At 52.5% G+C, this 19,907-nt stretch carries 15 protein-coding genes; 12 read left to right on the forward strand and 3 right to left on the reverse strand.

Annotated features, from left to right (window positions below; all coding sequences use genetic code 11):
- Positions 1-513: 513 nt before the first annotated feature.
- A complete protein-coding gene (gene kdgT, locus M8013_RS00355) occupies positions 514-1,509 on the reverse strand; it encodes a 2-keto-3-deoxygluconate transporter (protein WP_271265865.1) in 996 nt (331 codons plus the stop codon).
- Between the two features lie 653 nt (positions 1,510-2,162).
- Here kdgT and proP point away from each other — a divergent pair.
- From proP to M8013_RS00410, 11 genes are all read left to right on the forward strand, one after another.
- Positions 2,163-3,665: a glycine betaine/L-proline transporter ProP gene (gene proP / locus M8013_RS00360; protein ID WP_271265853.1), complete on the forward strand. Its 1,503-nt coding sequence runs from the start codon at positions 2,163-2,165 to the stop codon at positions 3,663-3,665.
- Between the two features lie 297 nt (positions 3,666-3,962).
- Entirely contained in the window at positions 3,963-5,378 is a 1,416-nt protein-coding gene (locus M8013_RS00365) for an undecaprenyl-phosphate glucose phosphotransferase (protein ID WP_271265854.1), read from the forward strand.
- On the forward strand, positions 5,368-6,654 hold the full coding sequence (locus M8013_RS00370; protein ID WP_271265855.1) for an outer membrane beta-barrel protein: 1,287 nt from the start codon (positions 5,368-5,370) through the stop codon (positions 6,652-6,654). The genes M8013_RS00365 and M8013_RS00370 overlap by 11 nt, the downstream gene beginning before the upstream one ends.
- Positions 6,655-6,656: 2 nt before the next feature.
- The gene (locus M8013_RS00375; protein ID WP_271265856.1) at positions 6,657-7,214 is read left to right on the forward strand and encodes a polysaccharide biosynthesis/export family protein; all 558 of its coding nucleotides are present in this window, start codon (positions 6,657-6,659) and stop codon (positions 7,212-7,214) included.
- Between the two features lie 2 nt (positions 7,215-7,216).
- A complete protein-coding gene (locus M8013_RS00380; protein ID WP_271265866.1) occupies positions 7,217-9,343 on the forward strand; it encodes a GumC family protein in 2,127 nt (708 codons plus the stop codon).
- Positions 9,340-10,551: a lipopolysaccharide biosynthesis protein gene (locus M8013_RS00385; protein WP_271265857.1), complete on the forward strand. Its 1,212-nt coding sequence runs from the start codon at positions 9,340-9,342 to the stop codon at positions 10,549-10,551. Before M8013_RS00380 ends, M8013_RS00385 begins: the two co-directional genes overlap by 4 nt.
- Positions 10,548-11,924: a capsular biosynthesis protein gene (locus M8013_RS00390; RefSeq protein WP_271265858.1), complete on the forward strand. Its 1,377-nt coding sequence runs from the start codon at positions 10,548-10,550 to the stop codon at positions 11,922-11,924. Before M8013_RS00385 ends, M8013_RS00390 begins: the two co-directional genes overlap by 4 nt.
- A complete protein-coding gene (locus M8013_RS00395; RefSeq protein ID WP_271265859.1) occupies positions 11,925-12,923 on the forward strand; it encodes a glycosyltransferase family 2 protein in 999 nt (332 codons plus the stop codon). It abuts the gene before it with no gap.
- Entirely contained in the window at positions 12,920-14,131 is a 1,212-nt protein-coding gene (locus M8013_RS00400) for a glycosyltransferase family 4 protein (protein WP_271265860.1), read from the forward strand. The genes M8013_RS00395 and M8013_RS00400 overlap by 4 nt, the downstream gene beginning before the upstream one ends.
- Position 14,132: 1 nt before the next feature.
- Positions 14,133-15,245, forward strand: coding sequence for a glycosyltransferase family 4 protein (locus tag M8013_RS00405; RefSeq protein ID WP_271265861.1), 1,113 nt, complete (start codon positions 14,133-14,135; stop codon positions 15,243-15,245).
- A gap of 2 nt (positions 15,246-15,247) precedes the next feature.
- Positions 15,248-15,655 carry a hypothetical protein gene (locus tag M8013_RS00410; protein WP_271265862.1) on the forward strand — a complete coding sequence of 136 codons (408 nt, stop codon included), beginning with the start codon at positions 15,248-15,250 and terminating at the stop codon, positions 15,653-15,655.
- Between the two features lie 25 nt (positions 15,656-15,680).
- Here the strand turns inward: M8013_RS00410 and galE are convergent, their stop codons facing one another.
- Both galE and M8013_RS00420 read right to left on the reverse strand, forming a co-directional pair.
- On the reverse strand, positions 15,681-16,697 hold the full coding sequence (galE, locus tag M8013_RS00415; protein ID WP_271265863.1) for a UDP-glucose 4-epimerase GalE: 1,017 nt from the start codon (positions 16,695-16,697) through the stop codon (positions 15,681-15,683).
- A gap of 16 nt (positions 16,698-16,713) precedes the next feature.
- Positions 16,714-17,640, reverse strand: coding sequence for a glucosamine inositolphosphorylceramide transferase family protein (locus tag M8013_RS00420; protein WP_271265864.1), 927 nt, complete (start codon positions 17,638-17,640; stop codon positions 16,714-16,716).
- Between the two features lie 347 nt (positions 17,641-17,987).
- Here M8013_RS00420 and M8013_RS00425 point away from each other — a divergent pair, with 347 nt between their 5' ends.
- Complete coding sequence (locus M8013_RS00425) at positions 17,988-19,403, forward strand: DUF4832 domain-containing protein (RefSeq protein ID WP_418939514.1); 1,416 nt, start codon at positions 17,988-17,990, stop codon at positions 19,401-19,403.
- Positions 19,404-19,907: the final 504 nt, after the last annotated feature.

Consider the following 19,907-nt stretch of genomic DNA (forward strand, 5'->3'; position numbering starts at 1 on the left):
TACGTAATGACATGGTATCTCTCGCATCCCACGGCATAAGCGACTCCATATACGGGTTCTTATGCCTTAGTTGTAAGTGTCTACCATGTCCCCGAACAAGCGTTCACTATGTCCCCAGTCTGTACACAGGGAGAGGGCAGGGGTGAGGAACATACGGCTGCGGTGGTGGTTCCGTTCACTTCAGGTTCATTGCTTCTCTGGAATGACCGAACCGGTGAACGTGCCATGGCGGCTCAATCGCCGCCGCCCTGGCAACCCGGGCTACCGGCAAGAAAATCGCCGCTTCGCGGTACCCTCAGCTTATTCCTTCCGGCTTCGGGTCGGGCGTGATCCTACATCCCTGTAGGTCACGCCCTCTCGGCGCATCCCTGCGCCTCGCCCCGGCCTACAGGAAACGCTTCGGCGATTTTCAGCCGGACCAGTCAGTCGCTGTACGTCTCTTAATATCCTGTCATTCTTGTTTTGCTTTAAGAACAAGAAACCCTCTACCCGGTTGGGGAGAGGGTGACAAACTTAGTGGTTCAGAGACTCAGCAGGTGCCGGCTCGGCTTCTTTAACCGGAATGTTGCCATAACGCTTGGCGTACAGGGCGGTGATGATAGGCACCAGAATCGCTGTGACGATGACGCTCGCAGCAACCAGCGCCGTGGCGGACGCGGCAACCGGTTCGAACGCCGGGTTAATCTGGGCGATAATCATCGGGTTCGCCACCGCAGCACCGGCGGCTGACGACGCGGCGACCCCCGCAGTACCGTTCCCGCCACCAATAACGCGGTCGGCAATAATCAGCGGAATACCGGTGATAACGATAACCGCTACACCCAGCGCGATACCCAGCAGGCCGGTCTGCATGATTACGTTCAGGTTAATGGTGTTACCCAGCGCGAAGCCGAAGAACGGGATCAGCACTGGCGTGGCTTTGCTGAAGAAATCACGCAGGTCGGTGTCCAGGTTACCCAGAGCAAAACCAATCAGGAACGGCAGGACGGCACCGATAAAGTGGTGTGGCTCAAACACGGCCAGACCAGCAGAACCGAGGATCAGCATGGTCACCAGCGGGCCGGATTCCAGCGACATCAGTACGAATGCACCGGACTCTTCTTTAGTGCCGTACTGGTTCATCAGGCTGGCGTACAGACCACCGTTGGTCATGTCCATTGCTGAAACAATCGCCAGAACCGACAGGCCTGCGAAGAAGCCGGTCTGAATGCCATTTTCCGGAATGAAGGTTGCGCAGAGCATGGCAACAATCCATGCCACGGCAATTTTGGTAATCACCAGGGTGCCGGACTTACGTAACACGGTGCCGGTTGCACGTAAATTAATAGAGGCACCAATACAGAAGAACCACACCGCCAGAATAGGTACCGTACCGGTAATCATCCCTTTGGTGAAACCACCAAAATAGGCCCCAGTATCAGGTGCTAAGGTATTTAAGATCGCTCCCAGTACCAGCGGAACTAACATCATCCCACCCGGAATGCGTTCAATCGCGGCTTTAATCTTCATCATCTACCCTCAGAACTCACCACGCCTGACCTGGCGAAGGAGCTTTAAAATAATCAAAATAAATTCAACGAGTTGTGACTGGTTCTTGTCTGGAAACCCGTGATTTTTGCTGGAAACATAACGCATCTGGTGTTGCTTACCTTCGCTTGAAAGCAGCCATACCCTGCGAAACGCGGTTATGATGCGATCGTTGGAATAATGATTCAATGAAAATAAAACAGTGTTTTAGTTATGTGGATCACATATTTTGAGGAAACCCGGTTTGAGCTCCTTGATTATTAAAAAGCCTGTAAAATCGATGTAAAAAAATATGAAGATATTTTGATTTCACGACAAATAATAACCGTTGAAAGCTTATTTATGGGTGAGGGTTTGAGGCGAGTCTGAAACGAAATCGTCAGGATCAAGGCTAGTGGGGAAAAACCCTGTAAAATATGTGTGAAGTTGATCACACATTTAAACGCTGGTAGGGTAAAGAGACCCCTAACTCTCCCTACAGGCGTCAACAGGTTCGGTTGTACTGTCAAGACAGGTCAGTGTAAGTAAACCTGCTACGCTTGATTAAGGAGAATGCGCATGAGGCGCTTCCCGGGTTCCACAGGTCACATTTTACGTGCTGTGGTGAGATCGGGGCTTAGTCTACGAGGATAGCAATGCTTAAAAGGAAAAAAGTTAAACCCATAACCCTGCGCGACGTCACAATTATCGACGACGGTAAATTGCGTAAAGCGATCACCGCCGCCTCGCTCGGTAATGCGATGGAGTGGTTCGATTTTGGTGTGTACGGCTTTGTGGCCTATGCGCTAGGTAAAGTCTTCTTCCCCGGCGCCGATCCCAGCCTGCAGATGATTGCAGCGTTAGGGACCTTCTCTGTTCCTTTCCTTATTCGTCCGCTGGGTGGTTTGTTCTTCGGGAGACTGGGGGACAAATACGGCCGTCAGAAAATTCTGGCGATGACCATTGTGATCATGTCGGTCAGTACCTTCTGTATCGGCTTGATCCCGTCGTATGCCAGCATTGGCATCTGGGCACCGATACTGCTGCTGCTGTGTAAGATGGCGCAGGGCTTCTCGGTCGGGGGTGAGTATACCGGCGCATCGATTTTCGTTGCCGAATATTCCCCGGATCGCAAGCGTGGCTTTATGGGCAGCTGGCTCGACTTTGGTTCGATTGCCGGGTTTGTACTGGGCGCAGGCGTGGTCGTGCTGATTTCCACCGTGGTGGGCGAGGAGAACTTCCTTGAATGGGGCTGGCGTATTCCGTTCTTTATGGCCTTGCCGCTGGGTATTATCGGCCTCTATTTGCGTCACGCATTAGAAGAGACGCCGGCGTTCCAGCAGCACGTGGATAAACTGGAGCAGGGCGACCGCGAAGGTCTGCAGGAAGGCCCGAAAGTTTCGTTTAAAGAGATTGCCACCAAACACTGGCGCAGCTTGTTGACCTGTATCGGCCTGGTTATCTCCACCAACGTGACCTATTACATGCTGTTGACCTACATGCCGAGTTATCTGTCGCATAACCTGCATTACTCTGAAGACCACGGTGTGCTGATTATTATCGCCATCATGGTGGGTATGCTGTTTGTGCAGCCGATAATGGGCCTGCTGAGCGACCGCTTCGGCCGCCGTCCGTTTGTTATCTTCGGCAGCGTGGCGCTGTTCCTGCTGGCTATCCCGGCCTTTATTCTGATTAACAGCAACATGCTCAGCCTGATTTTTGCCGGTCTGCTGATGCTGGCGGTGATCCTGAACTGCTTTATCGGGGTAATGGCCTCTACGCTACCGGCAATGTTCCCGACGCACATTCGCTACAGTGCGCTGGCGGCGGCGTTTAATATTTCGGTGCTGATTGCTGGCCTGACCCCGACTCTGGCGGCCTCGCTGGTAGAAAGTACCGGCAACCTGATGATGCCGGCTTACTACCTGATGGTGGTTGCGGCTATCGGCCTGGTGACCGGCATTACGATGAAAGAGACGGCCAACCTGCCACTGAAAGGGGCGACCCCGGCGGCATCTGACCTGCAGGAAGCGAAAGAGATCCTGCGTGAGCATCACGACAATATCGAGCAGAAGATAGAAGATATCGATGCGGAAATTTCCGCGCTGCAGGTAAAACGCACGCGACTTGTCGATCAGCATCCCCGAATTAACGAGTAAACCTCAAGCCTGACTCCGGTCAGGCTTTTTTTTGTTTTGTCGATCCCACCTGCAACTCACTCACCCGCAAAAGTTTATTGGCGCTTTCATAAGAACGTGCATACGCTGTATATAAGTTAATTCCTGTTTTTCAGCGACATCATCGTCGGAACAAATGCTTGTGAATACTCACGGGCCGTTATTATTCATTTTTAAAACACTTAAGTGCAATTCGCACAGTGAGAGTGACATTCGCGTGTTTTTTGATGGCACAGGATAAGTAAGGCTGAACTTAAAAAATAATAAGTGAGTCTGGGTATGCTGAGAAATTCGCAAAAGATTACTCATGGACGATATCCGCTGGTGATTAAATTAATTGATTTTTTCTCAATTAATTTCATTTTGATCGGCAGTGCGTGGATCTGGAAATTAGAGTCCTTCGACACTGTTATTTTGATCAGCTTATTGTATTCAACTGCTTTTTTACTGTTTGGTGAATATACACAGTGTTATCAGTATCGACCTAAAAACAACAAGATACGCAGCCAGCGTCGTCTGTTTTTCACTGCTTTCTTAGCCATCCTGTTTATCGGCCTGGTGCGTATTCTGGTGGCCGAATTGCATTCTCGTGGCTACCTGAGCGCACTGGATATCCGCACTATTCCCGCCTCGCCGTTCTGGTATGCCGCGCCGGTTGTTTTTCTGTATGCCGTGCGTCTGGTCATCTTTAAGCTCTCCGCCAAAAAAAGGATCCGGGTCGCCATTATTGGTATTACCGACAATGGCCTGGCGGCGGAAATGGCGCTGCGCAAAGAGTATTCCGACATTCAGCTGGAGCTGGCCTTCTATGACGAACGCGACCCTTCGCGGCTGGGTGAGCTGGCGAAAAAAATCACCAGCCCCTATAAGGGATCGGTGATTAACCTCGTCGAAGAGGCGCAGGCGGGCAGAATTGACGAGATTTATATTGCCCTGCCGATGGTGGCGCTGGAGCGCATCCGCCATTTTCTGTCGATGATGTCGGATACCACGGTGAATACCTATATCGTGCCGGACTTCTACGCCTACAGCACCAATATGTCGCAATTACGCTCAATCCATAATTTGCAGACCATTGGCATCTTTGCTTCTCCGCTGGATGGTGGAGGCTCGTTTATTAAACGCGCGGAAGATCTGGTTCTGGGCAGCGCGATTATGGTAATGATTGTGTCGTTAATGCTGGCGATCGCCATTGGTATAAAGCTCACGTCACGTGGGCCGGTATTCTTTAAGCAGGATCGCTATGGCCTGAGCGGGCAAAAAATAAAAGTCTGGAAGTTCCGCACAATGAAAGTGATGGAAAATACCGACACGGTGGTGCAGGCGACGCGGGATGATCCTCGGGTTACGCGCTTTGGCGCATTCTTACGTCGGACCTCGCTGGATGAACTGCCCCAGTTCATCAACGTGTTGCAGGGGAATATGTCGATCGTCGGTCCGCGGCCACATGCTGTGGCGCACAATGAACTTTACCGTAAGCAAGTCGAAAACTACATGATTCGCCATAAAGTGAAGCCTGGCATTACCGGGTTAGCACAAATTAAAGGCTATCGCGGGGAAATTGACGCGCTGTATAAAATGGAAAAGCGGGTTCAGTACGATATTGAATATATTCAAAATTGGTCCTTTTGGTTAGATATAAAAATTATCATTAAAACCATTTTTAAGGGATTTGTCGGCAAGAATGCATATTAAATTAATGGTCATCGCCGGAATAATGGTGTCTCCGGTTGCCTGGGCAGAATTAACACCTAAATCTCATATTGGCTTTGCGGGCATCGACTTCCAGAGCAACGTTGCTGTGGACTACGGTCACAACGATAACGTGACCTTTCAGCCCCGCGCTGGCGATGCCAAAAGCTCGTCATTCTACGCCCTGCGCCCGGTGATCACCCTGACCGGCGAGCGCTATCAGGATCAGTATTTGCTGATGTACTCCGGTGACTACCGGCAGTATTCCAGCGATTCTGCGGATAACTACGACGATCACTTCTTCCGCTTTAACGGCGCATGGCGCTATGGTTTGATGCACGGTCTGAGCCTGAATCTGCAGGATTCCCTTGGCCACGAGCAGCGGGGACGCGGCGTGACGGAGGGTTTTCTGCCGGAACAGTTTCGTCAGTACGGCATAGGTTCGCCGCTGACCACCCATTTCTTCGACAGCGAACTGCGTTACAGCTACGGCGCGCCAAAAGGGCGGGGCAAGGGCGAAATTGCGCTGGGCCATAAAAAGCTGACCTACGGCAATACTCAGGATGCGCAAAATGCGAATGCCGATTTTTATCAATACATTCGTGAAGAGGAGTGGGATGAAAATACCCTGGTCGCAGAAATTTTCGATCAGTACACATCTCAGACACGTTTTCGCTATAGTTTTATTACCAACCAGCGCCGTTACGATAATGACCCGAAAAAAGACAGTAATGAATATTATTTGCGTTATGGCGTAAAGACACAGCTGACCGGGAAAACAAACGTCGATGCGAACCTGTCGTGGCTGTATAAAACGTTTGAGAATAACCCTGGCTCGAAAGATTTCAATGGACTGAACTGGGACATTCAGGGCGAATGGAAGCCACTTAAACAGTCAACATTTACCCTGCGCAGCTCGCAGAGTATTTCTGATCCTTCCGAGGCGGGCGGATATATTTTAGTGACCCAGTACGGTCTTTCATACAAACATTTATGGATGAACGACCGACTTTCGACTTTGGTTGATTACACCTATACCACAGAAGACTATAAAGACCAGAACAAGGATCGTCATGACAAGAACGGGTTATTCACCGTAGCGGTGAGTTACGATCTGACGCCATCAGTTAATTTTGGTGTTGAATATCATCTAGATACGCTTAAGTCTAATAAAGAGACAGATTCATTCACCATCGGGCCTAATGACGATCAGGTCGTGCTGAGAACGTTGGGCTATGACGAGTCTTTAATTATGCTTACAGCTAAGGTACAGATTTAAAAATGAAAATAATGAACCTGTGCGTCCTTGTGCTACTCAGCGTCCTGTTGGCGGGCTGTTCTTCTTCTCCACCGCCATTAAAGGATGATACGACGGTGAATGCCGAGCAGTATTTACTCGGTGCCGGTGATACCGTCAATATTAATGTGGCTAATCAACCTGACTTAACCATGCGGGTGGTCCTTGATAATAGCGGGGCAATTAATTATCCCTATATTGGCAATCTGGTATTAAAGGGCAAAACGGCCAGCCAGGTTGACGCGGAGATTACCCAGCGCCTGCGCAAAGGTTATCTGCTCCAGCCAATGGTGACCGTCAATATTGCTGAATTCCGTAAATTCTATGTCTCAGGCGAAATCGAGAATCCGAATGGTTATGCCTATGAACCCGGTATGACTGTGGAGAAAGCGATTGCCCTGGGCGGCGGCTTTACCGATCGCGCAGACCGTAAAGATCTCAGCCTGCGCAAGGCCAGCACCGGCGAGCTTCTCAAGAATGTTGACGTCACTCACTCTGTTCATCCCGGTGATATCCTTATTATTGGCATGGGGTTCTTCTGATGATGAAACTATCGATGGTGGAAAGTGGCAAACAGCGGGAAAGCGCGATTGCGGTCTCCAAATTTGCCGGTGAAATTAGACAGAGCCTGTGGAAAATTGTGCTGGTGGGCATTATTGCCGGGGCAATCGCATGGGCGTTAATGAGCTTTATGTCATCGAAGTATGTTTCGACGGCAACGGTATTGATCAAAGCCCAGCCCGATAACGTGACGCCGTTCCCGCAGGTAGAGGGCTATGACTCGACCCGTAACGGCTATTACGAAACGCAAAATGCGCTGATGCAGTCGCGCGTGGTGCTGGAGCAGGCCGTTCGCACCCTCAAGCTGGATCAAAACCCGGCGTTTATCGGCACCAAAACCGAGAGCGCGTCGGGCAGTGACAGCGAGCAGCAGCGAGTCGATCGGGCGCTGAAAACGCTGCAGAGAGACCTGACCATCAACAGCGTGCGCACCACCCATCTGGCGACGGTCTCGTATGAATCCACCTCACCTCAGCTGTCGGCAGATGTGGCCAACGGCGTGGCGCAGGCGTTTATCAATTACACCCTCGCCCTCAAGCAGCAGAAAACAGGGAAGGCGCGGGATGATAACCAGCAGAAGCTGCAGGAACTTCAGCAGCAAATCGTTAAGCAAAAGGCCGCGCTCGATGCCTACCTGACAAAAGAGGGGCTGCTGACTTTCCGTGGCGTTGACGGGTTTGAAACTGAACAGATGGGGATTGTCACCAACCGTTTAGCGGATGCGACCCAGCGTCGGGTGGCGGCCGAATCGCTGTATAACGAAGTGCGCGCAGGACGCTCGTCGGGAAGCGTGATTTCGCTGCCGTCAGTGTCGAACCATGCCCAGATCCAGGATTTACGCATCGCGCTGATTCAGGCCAACAGCGCGCTGTATGAGCTGCGTAAATCTTACGGACCGCAGCATGAAAAAATCCTCCAGGCGCAGGAGCGTATTCGGGCCATCCAGGATCAAACCGGCATGGCGTTAAGAGAGCAGCAAATCGGATTACGTCAGAGCTACGAGGCGGCGCTGGCAGACGAGAAAAATTACCAGCAGCAGCTGGATCAGCAGAAAGCCAACTTCCAGAAGCTGTCGATGAAGCGTGACGGTTATAACGACCTGAAGCTGACCCTGGATAAGACCGAAGAGATGTATAAGGTGGTCTATCAGCGTACCCAGGAGCTGACGCTGCCGGGGTCGTATACCGATGCCGATGCGGTGATCTACGATCCCGCCGTACCGGCTGAACGGCCTGCTAAACCGAATAAACCATTGCTGATGCTGATGGTTGTCCTGCTGGTGATGGTCTTCTACATCCTGTACATCGTGGTTAAAGCGGCGATGGACCGCTCGGTGAATACCCTCAGCCAGATGCAAAAACGCCTTGGCCTGGCGCCGCTGGGGGAGATCCGCCGCTTTACCGGTGCAGGCGGGCGCAGCAACATTCGCAACCTGATTACCAACGATCCGCTTAACGCTGACATCATTCACAGCATCCGCACCCATATCATCCTGCATCAGCTGCCGCTGAAGGTAATTGCAATTACCTCGACAGAGGGCGGGGAAGGGCGTTCGCTGCTGGCGAACTTGCTGGCAAACTCGCTTAGCTTTGACCAGAAGACGCTGATTATCGATATGGATTTCTTTAACAGCGAGGGTCTGTCGGGCGAGCTGGGATCACCGAAGGCACCGGGTGTGGCGGAGGTGCTGCGCGGCGAGAGCGCGGTGGACAACGTGCTGGTGAAAATCAACGACAGGCTCGACTTCCTGCCGCGCGGCACCACCACGGTCTCGTCTCTGCTGCTGCTGTCACCGGAACGTCTCAAGCCGCTGCTGGCGACCCTTCGCACCCGCTACCAGCGCATCATCATTGACGCGGCGGCGGTGAATCAGAGCCAGGACGTGCAGCTAATTAGCCCGGTGACGGATGGCCTGATCTTCGTTCTTAAAGCGGGGCTTTCGTCTTCCGATGCCATTGGTGCCGCCATTGATAAAGTCACGCTCGATCGCGGGGTCGTGATTGGCGGCGTGATGAATCAGGTGGCTGATAAAAATCTCGAGACCAAAGAGGGATTGCGTTCACTCAATCACCATACCCATGAACTGATGAACAGCACAGGCCGGGCATGAGTTTACTGAAGAGCGCATCCACGATAGCCGGATCGTCAGTGGTTTCTCAGCTGATCGGCGCCCTGTCGATCTGGCTGATTTCGCACAAGTACGATTTGGGTGAAGTGGGGCTGTATGCGCTCAACTACAGCATTGCCTTGATTGGTGCGCAGGTCTGTACCTTTGCCTCGCAGCTGCTGATCCCCCGGCAGCACGATGATGAACTCACCCAGAACGTGGTGTTTTGTCTCCTGCAGAGCCTGCTGATCGCGGTACCTTACGCCGCGCTGACGGCCTGGCTGTTCGATCAGAATGTGTTCTTCTTGTACTTGCTGACGTTGTCGAATACCTGGGTGCTGGTGGCCGAAAATCTGTCGCTGCGCACGGCTAACTTCCGCTTTCTGGTGGTTCAGCGTATTTCCGTTTCGCTGGTGGTGGTGCTTTCGGTGCTCCTCACCCATCAGGTGATGGCCTTTTACTGGGCGTGGGCGGTGTCGATGATGGCGCTGACCGCGGCCTGCATTGTGTGGGCATTTGATGTTCGCGCCATTACGCCGCATCACCTGCGCCCTTCCAGCAATCTGGCGTTTTTTAAAAAGCATATCCATCACCTCAGCAAAGTCGGCAGCGCCGAAGTGCTGGCGATGGCCAACAGCAATCTGCCGATCATGTTGATCAACTTCTGGTTCTCGGCCCTGACGGCGGGCTATTTTTCGGTGGTCAGCCGCTTCTGCCTTGCCCCGGTTGTGATTGTCGGCAACGCGGTGCGCAATACCATTTTCTCGAAATGGTCGATTGATTTCAGAAACAATGTGTTCAATTACCAGGAGTATACGAAGGTGCGTATGCTGCTGTTAGCGCTGGGGATTATCTGCACGCTCGGGGTCTTTATTTTTTATCCGATTGTGATGAACCTGGGGTTCAGCGAAGACTGGATTAACTCCGTCCCCACCTCGCGCTATATGCTGCCGTATCTGTTCCCGGCGCTGGCGGTCTGTCCGCTGACGGTGATTGAGCTTATTTTTGGTTCGCACCGCTATTTTCTGCGCATCCAGCTCGAGCAACTGGCGATTGTGTTGATGGCCTTTGTGGTGGTGCCCTATTTTTACAATGACTACGCCACCTCCATTATTCTGTTTTCGATTCTGACGTTTATTCGCTACGCGTTTATCTACCTGAAAGTGAATAAGCGCGCCGATATGCTGAAAAACGGGTCGGTGACATCATGAATCTCAATACCGGACATTACTTACAGACCTTCGCCCTGTTAACCCTGATTGTCTGCGGGCTGGTGCAGTATTTCACCGGCGCACAGGCGGTGCTGTGGTTGCCCTTTTTCATGACGCTGCTGATGAGTGGCCTGCTGGTGCTCCAGACCCGGGATGAACCCCTGCAGCTGGATGCCCAGGAGACCATTATTCTGGCGCTGTATATTTCTTTTATCACGCTGGTGGGCATCTCGACCCTGTTCCAGGGCGGCGCCCTGATTGCGTTGATTGGTTTTAAAAACGAGATTGCGCTGTCGCTGGTGATGGTCAGCCTGCTGCTGGGCTTCTGCCGCGAATCGCAGATCTATCGGCTGACGCGTGGGCTGTACTGGGTGTTTTATGCCCAGTTCCCGGTGGCGCTTTACCAGCTGATATTTGTTCTGCCGCAGCGCGTGGCGCTTCGCGGTGAAGAGGAAAAATGGGACTCGGTGGTGGGGACCTTCGGCGGCGACCCGATGGGTGGCGGGAATACCGCCGCGATGGGCCTGTTTTGTCTGCTGATCATGCTGCTGAAAGTCTCGGAATTTAAGCATGGCCTGACGAGCTTCAAATCCATGGCGCTGCATATCGTGCTGGGGTTTGTGATGTGCATCGTCGGCGAGGTCAAATTTGTGATCCTGCTGTCGCCGCTGATGCTGGCGTGGGTATGGCTGATGCCGTCTTACGTCAAGGAAGCGAGCAAAGTGAACCTCAAAGTGCTGTTGTCCATTTTTGCCGGAATGGCGCTGCTGATCGGGCTGGCGATTGTTATCCTGGCGTACGGCTATGCGTCGGCGTTTGGCAGCGATCCGACGCTGAGCGCCTTCACCATCTTCCTGAACTCAATGGACTACATTTTCGATCCGAATTACATCATGCCCAGCGGGGAAGTGGGTCGTATTACCACGCTGTTGTTCTGGTTTAAAAACAGCGATTTATCCGGGCTGCCGGGCACCCTGTTCGGCTACGGTCTGAATGCCACCAACAGCGGCAGCGCCTTGTCCCCCGGCTTCCTCAACCGGGTCTACAATTTGATCCTCGATTCCACCTCGTTGAGCATGCTGCTCTGGGAAGTGGGAGTCATCGGCACGCTGATGTTTATCGGTCTGTTCGTCTACATTCTGAAAGTGATCCAGCCTGAGCCGCTGCTGTCGCTTGAGCAGCTCGACAAAGAGGATCTTCATCTGCTGAGCTTTGCTCCAGCCTTTAACGTCTTTTCCATCGCCTGTTTATTGAGTCTGCCCTACAGCCAGATATTGATGATCACCCCTATGTTGCAATTTTTGTTCTATCTGGCGTTAGGTTCCAGCCTGGTTATTCGTCGAACCGTACGTCGCTATGCGGGGCAGTATTAGATGCAGAAACCTTTTATCTCCGTCAGTATTAAAACGTTAAACGAAGCTGAATGTATCGAGAAAACCATTGATAGCATTCGCAGCCAGTTAGCCGATTATCCGCATAAAATTATTGTGGCGGATAGTCTGTCCACGGATAACACCCAGCAGCTCGCCAGCAATAAAGGCGTGATGGTGGTGTCGTTAACCGAACCGGGCGATCGCTCCTGCGGCGTGGGGCATCAGCTGGGCTATCTCTACAGCGAGGGCGAATACATCCTGCTGATGGACGGTGATATGGAGCTGGAGCCGGGCTTTATCGACCATGCGGTGGCATTCTTGCAGGATAACCCGACGTATGCGGGCGTAGCCGGTACGGTGGAGATGGACGAGGCGTCCAACTATGAATTCACCTCGCGCAAGCAGCGCATCAATAAGATCTACCCGCTGGGTGATAACGACCATTTAGGCGGCGGCGGATTGTATCGCCGGTCGGCGATTGCGGATGTTGGCTACCTGACCAACCGTAGCCTGCACGCGTATGAAGAGGCGGAATTAGGCATGCGCCTGCTGACCGCCGGTTATAAGCTGCGGCGTCTGGATGTGCCCTATTTCCGCCATACCTCGCACTCCCTGCCGACGCTGAAGATGCTGTGGTTTCGCTGGAAAAGCGGGTTTCATCAGGCTCCGGGCGAGCTGCTGCGCAGCGCATGGGGTAAGCCTTATTTCCGCGATGCGCTCAGCATGGTCAAAAACGAGGTGATTTTTGCAGGCTATATTCTGTTCGTGCTGGTTGCGTTTTTGACCCTCGACGTCAGCCTGATCGATATCGCTCTGCTACCGCTGCTGGCCTTTATCCTGCTTAAAACTATTCAGAACCGCTCGTTCAAAAATGGCCTTAATAGCGTGATGAACCTCGCCGTGCTGTCTGCCGGACTGATCAAGGGGCTGTTCCACCCGCTTCGCGATCCGATGGTTCCCCCCAGCAATAAAATTGTTCATGACCAGGGGGACCAATGAAAGTTTTGCTGGTGAATAAGTTCTTCTTTATTAAGGGCGGCGCGGAAACGGTCTACTTTCAGGAACGTAATATGCTGAAAGAGGCTGGCGTGGAGGTGATCGATTTCTCCATGCAGCACGCGAATAACTTTCCGTCCGACTATGCCGACTATTTCGTCAGCAACGTCGATTACCACCACGAAGGCGGTTTGCTGGCAGGGGTGAAAACCGCGGTCAGTTTTATTCACAATCGTGAAGCCTGCAAAAAGATGCTGGCGCTGCTGGAAAAAACGCGCCCGGATATTGTCCATTTTCACAATATCTATCATCAGCTGACGCCGGCCCTGATTAAGGTCGCCCGTGATTTTGGCTGTAAGACCGTACTGACCGCCCACGACTATAAAATTATGTGCCCGTCGTACTCGATGCTGCGCGACGGCAAGGTGTGCGATGCCTGTGTCACCGGCACGGTGTTTAATGCCTTTCGCTACCGCTGCCAGGAGGGATCGACCTCGAAGAGCCTGCTGCTGTCGCTGGAGGCCAGCTGGCAATACATCGCGCAAAACTACCAGGCGCTGGACGTGATCGTCTCCCCGAGCGAGTTTCTGCGTGGCCAGCTGCAGCGAACCCTGCCGGATTCCCGCATCGACGTGATTGTTAACGGCATGGATGACAGCCAGATACCGGATACCACCGTCGATGAGGGGTATCTGCTGTACGTGGGCCGCCTGAGCCGTGAAAAAGGGGTGCCGACGCTGACCCGGGCGCACGAGAAGATGCGTAATAACGTGCCGCTGAAAATTGTCGGCCACGGGCCGCTCCATGATGACATGGTGGTGAAATACCCAAACGCTGAGTTCCTCGGCTATGTGCAGCAGGGCCCGGCGCTGAATGCGCTGATCCAGAACGCCAGAGCGGTGGTGCTGCCGTCAGAATGCTATGAAAACTGCTCGATGTCGGTGCTGGAGGCGATGTCTTTTGCCCGTCCGGTGGTGGGGGCCCGCATTGGTGGGATCCCGGAGCAGGTGCGACACGGCGTTGAAGGGTTGTTGTTTGAACCCGGAAACATTCAGGATCTGGCTGATGCGCTGGACACGATGGCGGAAAACCCGGCTCAGGCCCGGGAGATGGGATTGAAAGCCCGCGAACGTCTATGCCAGAAATATTCGCTGCGCAAGCACATGGAGTCGCTGCAGGCGCTGTATACCGAACTGCTCGACGGGCCATGACATGTTCAAAAAAATCACGGTGTTTGGCACGCGTGGGATCCCCGATGTATTAGGCGGGGTGGAAACCCACTGTCAGAATCTGTACCCGGAAATCCGCCAGCAGTTTGAGGTGGATATTTGCGTCATTGCCCGCTCGCCTTACGTCAGCTACCGGCGCTCGCGCTACAAAAACGTCGATACCCTGGCGCTGTGGGCACCAAAAAAACGCAGTCTTGAAGCCATTGTGCACTCCGTTGTCGCGGCGTTCAGGACATGGGTCGACCGATCCGATATTGTGCATGTTCACGCCATCGGACCGGGTCTGGTGGTGCCGCTGTTACGTCTTCTCGGCAAGCGGGTGGTCTTTACCCATCATGGGCCGGACTACGAGCGCCAGAAGTGGGGCTGGGCGGCAAAACAGATCCTGATGCTGGGTGAGAAAGTGGCGGTGAAGTATGCCCATGAAGTGATCGTCATCTCTGAGGTCATCAACCAGATTATTCAGCAGAAGTATGACCGCCGCGATGCGCATCTGATTTATAACGGTGTCCCGGCGCCGCAGCCTCTGGACGACGCGTTGATCGACAAGATCCTCGGTCGCTACGGTTTGCAGCCGGGGAACTACATCGTGATGGTGGGGCGCTTCGTGGAAGAGAAAGGGATGCATGACGTACTTGCCGCTTACCAGCAGTCGGGCCTGACCGTGCCGCTGGTGCTGGTGGGGGATGCGGACCATCCTACGGAATACAGCACGCGGCTGAAGCAGGATGCGTTACAAACGCCGAACGTGGTGCTGACGGGTTTTTTAAAGGGCGAAGCGCTGCAGGTTGTCTTCTCCCAGGCGTCTCTGTTTGTGATGCCCTCCTACCACGAGGGGCTGCCGATTGCGCTGCTGGAAGCGATGTCGTTTTCGCTGCCGGTGGTGGTGAGCGATATTTTGCCTAATCTTGAGGTAGGCTTACCGGCTGAGGCACATTTCAGAGTGGGTGACGTTGCTGATATAGCAGAGAAAATGACAAGATGGCAGAACACGCCCCGGATTGATTACCATGATTATCTGCAGCGTTACGACTGGAGTGAAATCGCCAGGAAAACCGTGTCTGTCTATCATCGCTTATATAAAACAACAGGTTAAAATTGTCCAGTCAGTCCAGAACCCCCATTGTGATCGACCGCTTTTATGAAGCGCTTGATGAGAACGTGATTGCAGAATTGGCCCCGCAGCACAAGCAGGCGATCGAGGAGGCGATTATCTCGGTGACGCTCGCTTCACGGCACAGGGTCGATATTCGTCGCGGTTTTCCCTTCTTCGGCAAACGCTACTATATGGTGTTTTTACTGGGGCGGGATCTGCGTAAGCGCATACGTCCGGAGTCAAAACTTTCGCGTATCGTGGTGACCTTTCTGATCCTTTTCGCCACGCTGTTCTTCCTGTTTTGTATCCTGCTGACGCTGTACATGATCAAATCCGCCCTTGGGATCGACGTGTTTCAGCATTTCCACGTCGGGATCTGGGACTGGTGGCTCAATCTTCGGGATCGTTAAACCTGCCGCCACCGGGGGGGCAGGCTCAGGCGCGATAGCCGGTTGGGTTATTTTTCTGCCAGTTCCAGGCGTCGCGCATCATCTCATCCAGATTGCGAATCGCCTGCCAGCCCAGCTGCTGGCGTGCCAGCGATGAATCTGACCAGCATTCGGCCACGTCACCGGAGCGTCTGCCGACAATCCGGTAGTTGATGGTGGTCTGCGCGGCTTTTTCGAAGGCCTTGATCAGGTCAATCACCGAATAACCCACCCCGGTGCCGAGGTTAATGGCCTTAAAGGCACCGCCTTCGGCTTTGTGATCCAGTGCGGCGAGGTGGCCGCTGGCGAGATCCATTACATGGATATAGTCCCGGATGCCGGTTCCGTCCGGTGTGGGGTAATCATTGCCGAACACCGTCAGGCACTCCAGCTTGCCGATCGCCACCTGCGAAATGTAGGGCACCAGATTATTGGGAATGCCATTCGGGTCCTCGCCCAGGCGCCCGGAGGGGTGTGCGCCGACCGGATTGAAATAGCGCAGGCAGGTAATGGTGAAGTCCGGATGGGCGACAGAAAAGTCCGCTAAAATCTGCTCGACCATCAGCTTAGAGGTGCCGTAAGGGTTAGTGGTGCCGCCGGTTCTCGACTGTTCGCTCAGGGGTACTTTATCGGGATGACCATATACCGTGGCGGACGAGCTGAATATAAGGCTGTTTACCCCCGCCAGTGCCATTTCATTTAACAGAACCATGGTGCCGACAACATTATTTTCGTAATAGGCCAGCGGGTTTTTAATGGACTCCGAAACGGATTTAAGTCCGGCAAAGTGAATAACGTCGGTGATGGTGTGCCGGGCGAAAATGCTTTTCAAGGCCTCGCGATCCAGAATGTCTGCGATGTAGACCGCGGGCGCTTTACCGGCTAATTCCGTTACCCGGGTTAATGATTCTTGCGAGGCGTTAGAGAGATTATCGATGATCACCACATCTTCATCCCTTTCGAGTAATGCCAGCACCGTATGCGAACCGATATATCCTGCGCCACCCGTTACCAGAATCGCCATAATCTCTCTCCGTCATTCAGTTAAATAGACGCTTTCGATGATTAACCATGATTTTATAAGATAGCTTTTTCAACGTAGAGAGCACGCTGAAGGTCAGTCGTTTGGTATCATAGACAATATAGTTGTCGGTGAAATTCAGAGTGTGAATTCCGTCACTGTTATTTATGGAGGCGCTTATTCGTCCCACCAGTTTTTCTTCGTATTTATCGGGCGTCAGACGAGTGAGTTCTTTAATAAATATGGATTTACCATACACCTCAGGATTGCACTCTTGGGTAAATATGTACGTCTTACCGTCAACCGTATAGGGTGTGCCCGCGCCACGCAGGTGTTCATTACAGACCTCCAGCGTCGGGGAGATGAGCTTCCAGTCGCCGAAAATGCTGTCGGCAGTGTGAATGACCATTTCATCGTTCATGCTGGTCGAGACCAGATAATTCAGGCTATTCAGCTCAAAGATGACGTTATCGGTGACCGCTAAATCCGCAACCAGCACTTTGACTTTTTCCCAGCGGGCGGGGAAATCAACGCACTTGAATAAGATAATTTCTTTTCTTTCCGACGACTCCGGGATCATAAAAAGCTGACCCTCAAGGTGAAACAGGAACGGGAAGGAAAGATGACACTTTAATTCATCAAAGCCATCAAGTTTAACATCATCAATTTCAACGAGATCTTTATTGAGAATACGACAGCGTAGTACACCTTTCGAATTTAGAAAAGAGAACGCCTCATAAAAAACGTACAGGTTCTCGCCTTTGTCGATAATAAAGGGGTCGGCCTGGAAGATATATTTTTTATCAAGCTGCTGGGCTTTAGCATTGCTGAGGATTTCCAACGTGTTTTGCGGAAAAACATGTTGCCCCTTGCTATTAATGACCATGATGTCCCATGACTCATGGAAGAACAGCTTCTTAATAAGCTTGTTGTTTTTATTAAACATTTTATCATTTTACTCATGAGTAAAATTAAAAAAGCCAGAGATGATAAAGGACCTATACGGTAAGATGGCATCAGAAGAAATCGAAACAGTCACTATTTCCAGGTGTTTACATGGCTTTGCAAAGAGAGAATGTCAGCATTAAACTCAGCTGAAGTGATGATTGCCGCTCTACCCAGTATACGATCAAATTTACCATAGCGAATGAATACAGCGCGGAACGCTGCTATTTCTGTATCTACAACCTTAAATCCGCGCTTTGCAGAAAGAAATAATAGTTTTGGGTGAGTCACACATTTTCTGGCAGCTATATAAAGCTTGCTGAAGCACTGTCTACAGGAATCGGGTCAATGCGCTTACACGATCTGCCTTGCAAAAAAAGAAGTGTGCTGTTGCTGGCGCTGTCTTTGTCTTCGATGTTTGTGCAGGCCGAGCCTTTGCTAACCGTTAATCCGGTAGCCGTTGCGAGACCGCTGGCCAATCCGGGTAATGGAGTGGCCAGTTTTCATGGCGGCTTTGGTGACAGCCTCAGTCAGGCGCAATATCCCGATACCGGCATTGAGTACCGCCGCTATTACTGGAGCGAGCTGGAGCCTAAAGAAGGGCAGTTTAATTTTGCGCTGGTGGATGAGGCCTTTGCCGCGGCAGCCCGCCATCAACCGGCAATGAATGTCGGTTTGCGTTTTATGATCCTCGATGGGCCGGAGTCAGGATCGAAAATTCCCCAGTGGCTGATCGATAAAGGGATAAAAGGAGACTGGACGACAGATAATAAAACCTTTGCCCCCGACCTGAACGATCCTACCTTTATACGTTATGTGCAGCGCCTCCTTAATACGTTCGGGGCGCGTTACGGCAAGAACCCGGAACTGGCGACACTCGATATTGGCATCGTCGGTGCCTGGGGAGAGTGGCATAACAGCAATTTCCCGAACCTCGAGCCGCTGCATGAGCGTTACACTGCCGAGCAGCTTAACCGCTACGTCGACATGCATTTCACCGCTTTCCCGCAGACGCCAAAAATCATGCTCATCAGCGGCGAAGACTCGCTGGTGTATGCCGTCAAAAAAGGTGCCGGCTGGCGGGCGGACTGTTGGGGAGACTGGCGCAACTTTGGACCTGACTGGAACCACATGCGCGATGATTACCCGCAGCGCATTAAGGCTGCCCAGTCCAGCTGGGCGGGGTTCAACCAGGCCTGGCAAAAAGCCCCGGTCAGTTTCGAAATCTGCGGGCACATGGCGGAGTGGCTCAGCGTGCAGCGCTATACCCGTGAAGAAGTGCAGGACACCTTTGACTGGGCGCTGGCGCAGCACGCCAGCACCATTAACCTGAAATCTACCGAGGTACCGAAGCAGTACCGCGATATTGTCGATAAGGCGCTGGTCAAAATGGGGTACCGCTTGCGGGTGGTTTCGCTCACCCATCCGGCGAGCGTTCGGGCCGGGCAAAGCCTCGCGCTGAACAGCCGCTGGTCAAACGATGGAGTGGCGCCGATTTATCTGCGCTACACCCTGGCCTGGCGGCTGCAGGACACGCATGGGCAGACCGTTGCCCAGGGCAGCGCCGGAGATGACATCCGTCAGTGGCTGCCGGGCAGCCAGCGTTCCGGGTATCAACTGGTGATACCCAACACTCTGGCGGCAGGGCAGTATCATCTGGACGTGGGGTTACTGGATAACAACGGGCTGCCGCGTATTCAGCTCGCCAATGAAGGTAAGCAGGCTGATGGCTGGTATCGCCTCTCATCGGTGATGATTCACTGACAGTATCAGGCAAAAACAGAGACCCGGCCCGGGGCTGGGTTCTTTCTTTCTATATATAGCTATATAGAGAAGCGCAATTTCTCGCGAAAGCGTCCGTTCATCCCCAGAAGAACCCTCTTTTACCGCATCTCAGATAAGAAATTTTCGGCAGTCTGTGGATAACTCTGTGTGTAATCGGGTATAAGGCGGGGTTTTGCTGTGGAATGCAGCAGTCAGTCATTTTTCTGCAATTTAACTATTGCGGCCTGCGGAGAACTCCCTATAATGCGCCTCCATCGACACGGAACATGTGAACAACTTCACACGGTGACCGAGACGATAAGAGGTTGAGACAGTAGCTGTCAACCTCGAGTTACAAGCGAAAGCGGTAACTCAACGCTCTTTAACAATTTATCAGACAATCTGTGTGGGCACTCAAAGTGACATGGATTCTAAACGTCGCAAGACGCTAAATGAATACCAAAGTCTCTGAGTGAACATACGTAATTCATTACGAAGTTTAAT

It is taken from the genome of Silvania confinis (assembly GCF_025564085.1).
In the GTDB taxonomy this organism is placed as follows: Bacteria; Pseudomonadota; Gammaproteobacteria; order Enterobacterales; family Enterobacteriaceae; genus Enterobacter; species Enterobacter confinis.